The organism is Halorubrum yunnanense (assembly GCF_026586675.1).
Taxonomy (GTDB): domain Archaea; phylum Halobacteriota; class Halobacteria; order Halobacteriales; family Haloferacaceae; genus Halorubrum; species Halorubrum yunnanense.
The window spans coordinates 49,821-57,880 of record NZ_JAODIX010000053.1 but is presented as its reverse complement, the minus strand read 5'-3'; the positions used below and the strand labels follow the sequence as shown (position 1 = coordinate 57,880).

Below are 8,060 nucleotides of genomic sequence, written 5' to 3'. Positions count from 1 at the left end.
GGTCGTTTTCGGGCATAGACACTTTGAAAACGCACCGCCTCACCTTTCAATCCTTATCTGAACACCGCCCCCTGTGGCGCCGTAACACACTTAAGAACACGCTCTGTACCCACACACAGTGGCTTCCCGACAGGGCGGGCCGGGAGACGCGGAGTCATCCCGTCCCGGATCGACGGAGCGTCGGACCGCCTCCACGACCGCGCCGGCGGGCTCTCGCCGGTCGGACCTCCCCTTCGACCCCAAAACGGGAGACTCCCGTCGCCGGAGCTCGTCCGCGGATCGGCGGCACTCGGTCTCGCGGACCGCGGAGGACCCGCCGATCCGAGACCCCGGGCTCTACGCCCTCACCGATCACTTCCGCGACCGGCTGGAACAGCCCGGTCGCTACGTGTCGACCCGCACCGTGAGCGACGCGATCCGCCGGGGCCAGCTCCGGTGGAACCGGACCGACGGCTGGCGGTTCGCCCTCGTCGAGGGCGGGATCCGGTTCGTCGTCGTCGTCGGCGACACGGAGACCAACTCTCCCGTCGTCGTCACCGGGTGGACCGAGGTGGCTGACCGCGAGGCGGCGCTCGACGCCCGCCGGTGGGACCCCGTCGACGTCGACACCATCGCCGTGCGAGCGGCGCTCAGCGAGTCGTCGTCGACGCCGATTCCGGACCGGATCCGTCCCCGAACCGTGACCCGGCCGTTCGTCGTCGGCGATCATCGCTTAAAAACCGAGCCGGGCGACCCGTTCGTTCGGTGCGCCGACTGCGGCTGCCGGTTCCGCTCGAAGGACGCGATCACCTCCCGCGGCTGTCACGGGCGCTCGGGTCGGTGAAGCCGCGTCCGGGCGTCCCTGATCGCTCTCTCCCCTCCCGGCCGCGGACGCTACCCCTTTCAGCATCGCGGCCGAACCGGGGGCAATGACTGACGACGCGGACGGCCCCACTGCCGGCCCCGACGCCGACACCGGCGACACCGGGGAGAACGACGTCGACACCGGCGACACCGGGGAGAACGACGCCGACGCCGACCTCTCGCTGGACCGCTTCCACGAGGCGCTTGAGGGCGAAGAGCGCCCGATCGCGACCGCCAGCGAGGTCGCCCGCCGACTCGGGACGACGCAGTCCGCCGCCCGCGACGCGCTGGCCGCCCTCGTCGACCGCGGGGAGGTGGACCGGCTCGACGTCGAGAGCGACCCGGTCGTCTTCTACCCGACCGACTGGGGCCGACTGGCGACCCGCGAGCGCGTCGTCGCGTTTCCGAACCGCCGCGAGATCGTCGTCGACCGGCCGACACAGTACACCCGGGCGCGCCTCTCGCAGTTCGCCTACCTCGTCGACACCACCGGCACCGAGCCCGGCACCCGCGGGTACCTCTACCGGATCCGGCAGGAGGACGTGTGGGCGGCGCCGTTCGACGACGCCGACGCCCTGATCGCGAGTCTCCGGTCGGTGCTCCCGCGCCGCTACGAGCACCTCGAGGACTGGATCCGCGACCAGTGGCGCCGGGCGCACCGCTTCCGCCTGTACACCCACGAGGACGACTATGTCGTCCTGCAGGCCGCCTCCGAGAGCCTGATGGGCAACGTCGCCGACCAGCACCTCGACGACGACCACCTCCGGGCACCCATCTCCGAGACGGAGGCGTGGGTGAACGAGGAGGCCGTCGCCGAGGTCAAGCGCGCCCTCTACGACGCGGGCTACCCGGTCGAGGACGACCGCGACCTCGAAACTGGCGACCCGGTGGATATCGACCTGACGACCGACCTCCGCGCCTACCAAGAGACGTGGGTCGAGACGTTCCTCGAACGCCGCTCCGGGGTGTACGTCGGTCCCCCGGGCTCCGGGAAGACCGTCGCCGCCATCGCGACCATCGCGGCCGTGGGCGGCGAGACGCTCATCCTCGTCCCCTCCCGCGAGCTCGCCGGCCAGTGGCGCGAGGAGCTCCTCGACCACTCTACGGTCGATCCGGCCGACATCGGCCTGTACCACGGCGGCCAAAAAGAGATCCGCCCCGTCACGATCGCGACCTACCAGATCGCCGGGATGGACCGCCACCGCTCCCTGTTCGACTCGCGGAAATGGGGGCTGATCTGCTTCGACGAGGCCCACCACGTCAGTGCCCCGGTCTATCGCCGTACGGCGGAACTTCAGAGCAAACACCGCCTCGGGCTCTCGGCCACCCCGGTCCGCGAGACCGGCAGCGAGGAGGAGATCTACACCCTGATCGGCCAGCCGATCGGCGCCGACTGGGACGCCCTCTTCGAGGCCGGCTTCGTCCAAGAGCCCGAAGTCGAGATCCGCTACGTCCCGTGGCGCGACGAACTGGCGCAGAACGAGTACGCCAGCGCCGACGGCCGTGAGCGGCGCCGGCTCGCTGCCGAGAACCCCGCAAAGATCGAAGAGATCCGATATCTCCTCGCGGCCCACCGCGACAAGAAGGCCCTCGTCTTCATCGAGTTCCTCGACCAGGGCGAGGCCATCGCCGACGCCCTCGACGTTCCGTTTATAAGCGGCGAGACGCCGCACCGCGATCGCGCCGAGCTGTTCCGCCGGTTCCGCGAAGAGGGAGTCGGGAAGGCTGAGGGAGACGGGTCGCCAGCGGTCCGCGACAGCGACGACCTCGACACCCTCGTCGTCTCCCGCGTCGGCGACGAGGGGATCGACCTCCCGAACGCCGAGGTCGCGATCGTCGCCAGCGGCCTCGGCGGCTCACGTCGACAGGGCTCCCAGCGCGCGGGCCGGACGATGCGACCCGCGGGCTCCGCGCTCGTCTACGTACTCGCGACGCGGGGCTCCGGCGAGGAGGAGTTCGCGCAGCGCCAGATGCGACACCTCGCGCGCAAGGGCGTGCGGGTCCGCGAGACGAACGTCGCGGAGTAGCGCTCCCGGTTGACACCGCGAACCCCGCGGCTCCGACGCCGAAGCTTTCAACACCCGCTCCGTCGACTGCGCGATATGGACACCGACGAGTCTCCGAGCGGCTCGGACGCCGACGCGTCGCGGCGCGGAGCGGGAAGCGACGACGGTCCCGCGACGCCGACCGTCGCCGAGGCGGTCGTCGACCACATGCTCGACCGCGGGGTCGACGTCGCCTTCGGGATCCCCGGAAAGCAGACCCTCCCGCTCAACAGAGCGCTCGCCGACCGCGACGCGCGGTTCGTCGTGGCGCGCCACGAGACGGCCGTCACCCACCAGGCGTGGGGGTACGCCGAGACGAGCGAGCCGGGGGCGATGGCGGCGTCGGTCGTTGTCCCCGGCCCGGGCGACATGAACGCGATGAACGGGCTGAAGAACGCCCTGAACGACTGCGTCCCCCTCCTCCACCTGGCCGTCGAGACCGAGCGCGAGGTCCGCGGGGGCGACGGGATCCACGAGACGCCGCCCGAGACGTACGACACGGTCGTCAAGGAGAACGCCCTCGTCGACTCCCCCGCGGGCGCGGTCCCCGCCGTCGCCGACGCGATCCGCGTCGCCCGCGAACACCCGCAGGGGCCCGTTCGCGTGGGGATCCCGAAGGACGTCCTCGCGAGCCGGACGCCCCAGGCCGCGGTCGGAGAGCGGGAACCGAGCGCGCCGCCGGCTCCGCCGGCCGCGGCCGTCGACCGCGCCGCGGAACTGCTCACGGAGGCGGACTCGCCCGTGATCCTCGCAGGCGGCGGTGTGCGACGCGCGGCCGCGAGCGACGCGCTCCGGTCGACAGCGGAGGCGCTCGACGCTCCCGTGGCGACCACTTATAAAGGAAAAGGGGTGCTGCCGGAGACGCACCCGCTCTCGGCCGGCGTCCTCTGCGGGGGGTCGAGCGCGGGGCTCCGGGAGCTGCTCGGCTCGGCCGACGTCGGGCTCGTCGTCGGCTCCGACCTCGACGCGGTCGCGACCGCCTCGTGGTCGGTCGAAATGCCCGATCGGCTCGTTCACGTCACCCTCGGGGGCGACGACGTCGGGTTCGGCTACGAGACGGAACTCGGCGTCGTCGGCGACGCGGACCGGTTCCTGCGAGCGCTCGGGGAGGAACTCGACGAGGGCGGGCGAACCGCGAGCGGGCCAGCCGGCGCCGCCCGCGCCGAGGCGGTCAGGTCGGCCGACCAGGACCGGTTCGCGGCGCTCGCGGACGACCGCGACCCCGAAGAGCCCCTCTCGTCGGTCGAGGCGCTCCGCGAGGTCCGCGAGGCGCTCCCCGTGGAGACCGTCGTGACGGCTGACGCCGGCGGCTTCCGGCTCTGGACGCTCGTCTCGTTCCCGGCGGCGGGGCCGCGCTCGTACGTCAACCCCGGCTCGTGGGCGACGATGGGCACCGGCCTCCCGTCGGCGGTCGGCGCGAAGCTCGCGAACCCCGAGCGCGACGTGGTCGCGCTCACCGGCGACGGCGGGCTCATGATGTGCGTGCACGAGCTGCACACGCTCGCCGCGGAGGGGATCGACGTCACCGTGGTCGCGCTGAACAACGACGACTACGCGATCATCAGCGAGGAGGCGTCGCGCTCGTACGGCTTCGCAGAAGGCGCCTACGGCTGGGCAGACGCGGGGCTCGACCTCGTCGCTGTCGCGTCCGGGATGGGCGTCCCCGCGGAGCGCGTGACTGAGATCGGCGCGGTCGCGGACGCGGTGGACGCTGCCCGGCGCCGCGACGGGCCCGCGCTCGTCGAGGTCGCCACGGACGCGGCGGAGCCGCAGGCGAGCGAGTGGATGACGCGAGCCCGCCGCGCCGAGGGGGAGCGGTAGCCCCGCTCCCGCGGGATGAGGGGCGTTTCGTCCCTCGCGTTTCGGGTTTCTGAAGCGAGTTATATGCCGTCCGAGAGACGACGATTCGCATGCGCAATCCGTGGGTTCACGACGACGTACCGCCCGGGGCCGATTCCGGGTACGGCGGAAAGGTCCGGATCCTGGGAGCGATCGTCTGGGGAACGCTGCTGCTCGGAGTCGGGGGAACCGCGCTGCTCATCGGGACCGGAGCGGTCGATCCGGCGCTCGGGGGATCGCTGGGGTCCGCTGTCACGTACGTCGTCGCCGGGGCCGCGCTGGTGCTCCTGCTCCCGCTCATCCTGCGGCTGCTCGCGATCTCGCGGCTGCTCGCGGCGGTCGCGTTCCTCGGCAGCGGGTGGCTGCTCGGGCGGTTCGTCTGGAGCCGCGAGGCCGAGCGGATCGAGCGACTCGCGTCGGGCGACGGACTCGGCCCGGGCGCGGAGTCGCTCGACTGGCTCGTGGAACTGCTCGATACGCTCCTCGCGCTCCTCTGAGCGCCCGGCGTTCGGCGTCCGACTCTGCGGGATCGACTCGGCCCCGAAAGCGGAGCGTGAGCCTTAACAGCGGTCGTTGTAAGTTGCGGGCATGACTCGCGCGAATGACGTCGCCGTCGGCATCGTCGGGCTCGGTGGGATCGGGAACCACCACGCGACGAAGCTGACCGAGCGCGGCGCCAACCTCGTCGGCGGTATGGACATCGACGCCGACGTCCGCCGTCGATTCCACGAAGAGTTCGGCGTCCGCGCCTACGAGGACGAGACGGAGCTCTACGAGGAGTGCGACGCCGTCCTCGTCACGACCCCGAACCGGTTCCACGAGGAGTACGCGGTCTCGGCGCTGGAGGCCGGCCTCGGCGTCCTCCTGGAGAAGCCGCTCGCCCACACCCTCGGGAGCGCGGAGCGCATCGCGGCGGCCGCCCGCGACGCCGAGGGGTTCTGCATGGTCGGGTTCAACAACCGGTTCGCGGAGCCGGTGCAGGTGATCAAGGGCTACCAGGAGGAGGGTCGGTTCGGCGAGACCACCCACGTCGAGGCGAACTACGTCCGACGCCGGGGCGTCCCCGGCCGCGGCTCGTGGTTCACGTCGGGCGACGTCGCCGGCGGCGGCGCGCTCATCGACATCGGCGTCCACGCCGTCGACCTGGCGCTGTACTTCCTCGACCACCCGGAGGTCATCGAAGTGTCGGGGGAGACGCGCTCCGAGTTCGGGGGGCGAGACGACTACGCGTACCTCCACATGTGGGGCGACGACGACGGGCCCGACGGGTTCGACGTCGAGGACTCCGCGTCCGCGTTCATCCGCGACGCCGACGGCAACACGGTCTCGCTGGAGGTCGCGTGGGCGACGAACCGCCCGACGAACGACGAGTTCGTCATCTGGGGGACCGAGGCGGGGGCGACGTTCGACCGCGGCAGCGACGAGCTCGCGATCCACGAGGCGAGCGCGCTCGACGGCGGGCGGCACCACTTCTCCGACGCCGAGGTCGAGACCCGTGAGGGCGACAGCCACGCCGCGGAGCAGGCGACGTTTCTCGACGCGGTCGCGGCGGGCGAAGCGCCCGCGATCAACACGATCGAGGAGGGGCTCTCCGTCCAGCGCGTCATCGACGCGATCTACCGGTCCTCGGAGCGGGGCGAGGCGGTTCGGCTGGACTGACGCGCGCGAACTCATCAGAACCTATTCGGTCCTCCGGTCCCTCGTCGGAGCCAACCCGTGACACGCGATTCCGGCCCGACGCCCCCCTCCGAACGCATCGTCAGCCTCGACGCGCTCAGAGGGTTCGCCCTCCTCGGAATCCTGCTCATCAACGTCTGGGTGTTCGCGATGCCAGAGGACGCGCTGTTGAACCCCACCGTCTACGCCGACGGCGTCGCCTACGGCGAGTTCACCGGCGCGAACTACTGGACCTGGTTCGCCGGCCACGTGTTCGCGCAGTCGAAGCTCATCACGCTGTTCTCGGCGCTGTTCGGCGCCGGGATCCTGCTGTTCGTCGAGAGCAAAGCGGAGAAGGGCCAGAACGCGGTCCGGCTCCACTACCGGCGCACCGCGGTCCTCATCGCGATCGGCCTGCTCCACGCGTACCTCCTGTGGTACGGCGACATCCTCGTCGCCTACGGGGTCACGGCGCTGTTCCTGATCACGCTCCGCGACCTCGAGGCGAAACAGCTCGCGGCGCTCGCCGGGCTCTTCCTGCTGTTCGTCCCCGCGTCGGAGCTGTTCGCCGCGGTCAGCATCGGCGGCGACGCCATCGCGGCGCAGTGGGCGCCGAGCGAGGCCGCCCTGCGCCAGGAGGTGGCGACCTACCGGAGCGGCTGGCTCGAGCAGATGGACCACCGCGTCTCCGCCTCGTTCCAGCGGCAGACGAGCGGCTTCATCGGCTTCAGCTTCTGGCGGATCGGCGGCGTGATGCTGCTCGGAATGGCGTTGTACCGCTGGGGGGTGTTGACCGGCGAGCGCTCGGCGCGTCTTTATAAGCGGCTCGTCGCCGGTGGGGTCGTCGGCGTCGCGATCGTCGTCGCGGGCGTGGTCTACATCGAGGCCAACGACTGGAGCGCGGGCGCGGCGCTGTACTGGCGACAGTTCAACTACGTGGGGAGCCTCCTCGTCGCCGGCGGCTACCTCGGGGCCGTGACGCTGTACGCGAAGCGGCGCCCGGACGGCCCGATGACGAGGACCTTCGCCGCGGTCGGCCGGACCGCTTTCACGAACTACCTGCTGCAGACCGTCCTCGCGACCTCGATCTTCTACGGCCACGGGCTCGGTCTGTTCGGCTCCGTGACCCGCGTCGAACAGTACGGGATCGTCCTCGCGATCTGGGTCGTGCAGGTGGCGCTGTCCGTGCTCTGGCTCGAGTACTACCGGTTCGGCCCCGTCGAGTGGCTCTGGCGGACGCTGACGTACGGCGAGCGACAGCCGCTACGGAATCCGGACTAATCGAGATACAGGTTATAAATGGTTGACTGCGGATCGATGGCGAACATCTCCAAAGCCCCAGCCGCTCGCTTATAAGTAGTTGACTGCGGATCCTCGGAAACCACCTCCAAAGCCCCAGCCGCTCGCTTATAAGTAGTTGACTGCGGATCCTCGGAAACCACCTCCAAAGCCCCAGCCGCGAGGGCGGCGCACGCTCGCTGCGCTCCTCGGTCGCTCACTTCGTTCGCTCCCTGCGGTGCTTACATCGCCTGCGCCGCCCTCGCGACTGCCCCTTTGAGTCCCGCCCCTACCGCACCGCAACCGCACCTCACACCTCCCCAGCCTCGTCGCTGGCACCCTCCGCTTCGCTTCGGGAGCCAGCGACTCCCTCGCGCGTGCTGCTCGGCCGCGAAGCGG

The 8,060-nt window shown here is 70.9% G+C and carries 6 protein-coding genes; all 6 read left to right on the top strand.

Annotated features, from left to right (window positions below; all coding sequences use genetic code 11):
* Positions 1-118: 118 nt before the first annotated feature.
* The 6 genes from N5096_RS12350 to N5096_RS12325 all read left to right on the top strand — a co-directional run bounded on the left by N5096_RS12350 (position 119) and on the right by N5096_RS12325 (position 7,664).
* Positions 119-823: a hypothetical protein gene (locus N5096_RS12350; protein ID WP_267665110.1), complete on the top strand. Its 705-nt coding sequence runs from the start codon at positions 119-121 to the stop codon at positions 821-823.
* A gap of 85 nt (positions 824-908) precedes the next feature.
* Entirely contained in the window at positions 909-2,870 is a 1,962-nt protein-coding gene (locus N5096_RS12345) for a DEAD/DEAH box helicase family protein (protein ID WP_267665109.1), read from the top strand.
* Between the two features lie 75 nt (positions 2,871-2,945).
* The gene (locus N5096_RS12340) at positions 2,946-4,709 is read left to right on the top strand and encodes a thiamine pyrophosphate-binding protein (protein WP_267665107.1); all 1,764 of its coding nucleotides are present in this window, start codon (positions 2,946-2,948) and stop codon (positions 4,707-4,709) included.
* Positions 4,710-4,798: 89 nt separating this feature from the next.
* Positions 4,799-5,224, top strand: a complete 426-nt coding sequence (locus N5096_RS12335; RefSeq protein WP_267665106.1) for a hypothetical protein — start codon at positions 4,799-4,801, stop codon at positions 5,222-5,224.
* A 91-nt stretch (positions 5,225-5,315) separates the two neighbouring features.
* Complete coding sequence (locus N5096_RS12330; protein ID WP_267665105.1) at positions 5,316-6,386, top strand: Gfo/Idh/MocA family protein; 1,071 nt, start codon at positions 5,316-5,318, stop codon at positions 6,384-6,386.
* 57 nt (positions 6,387-6,443) lie between these two features.
* Entirely contained in the window at positions 6,444-7,664 is a 1,221-nt protein-coding gene (locus N5096_RS12325) for a DUF418 domain-containing protein (protein WP_267665103.1), read from the top strand.
* Positions 7,665-8,060 lie beyond the last annotated feature (396 nt).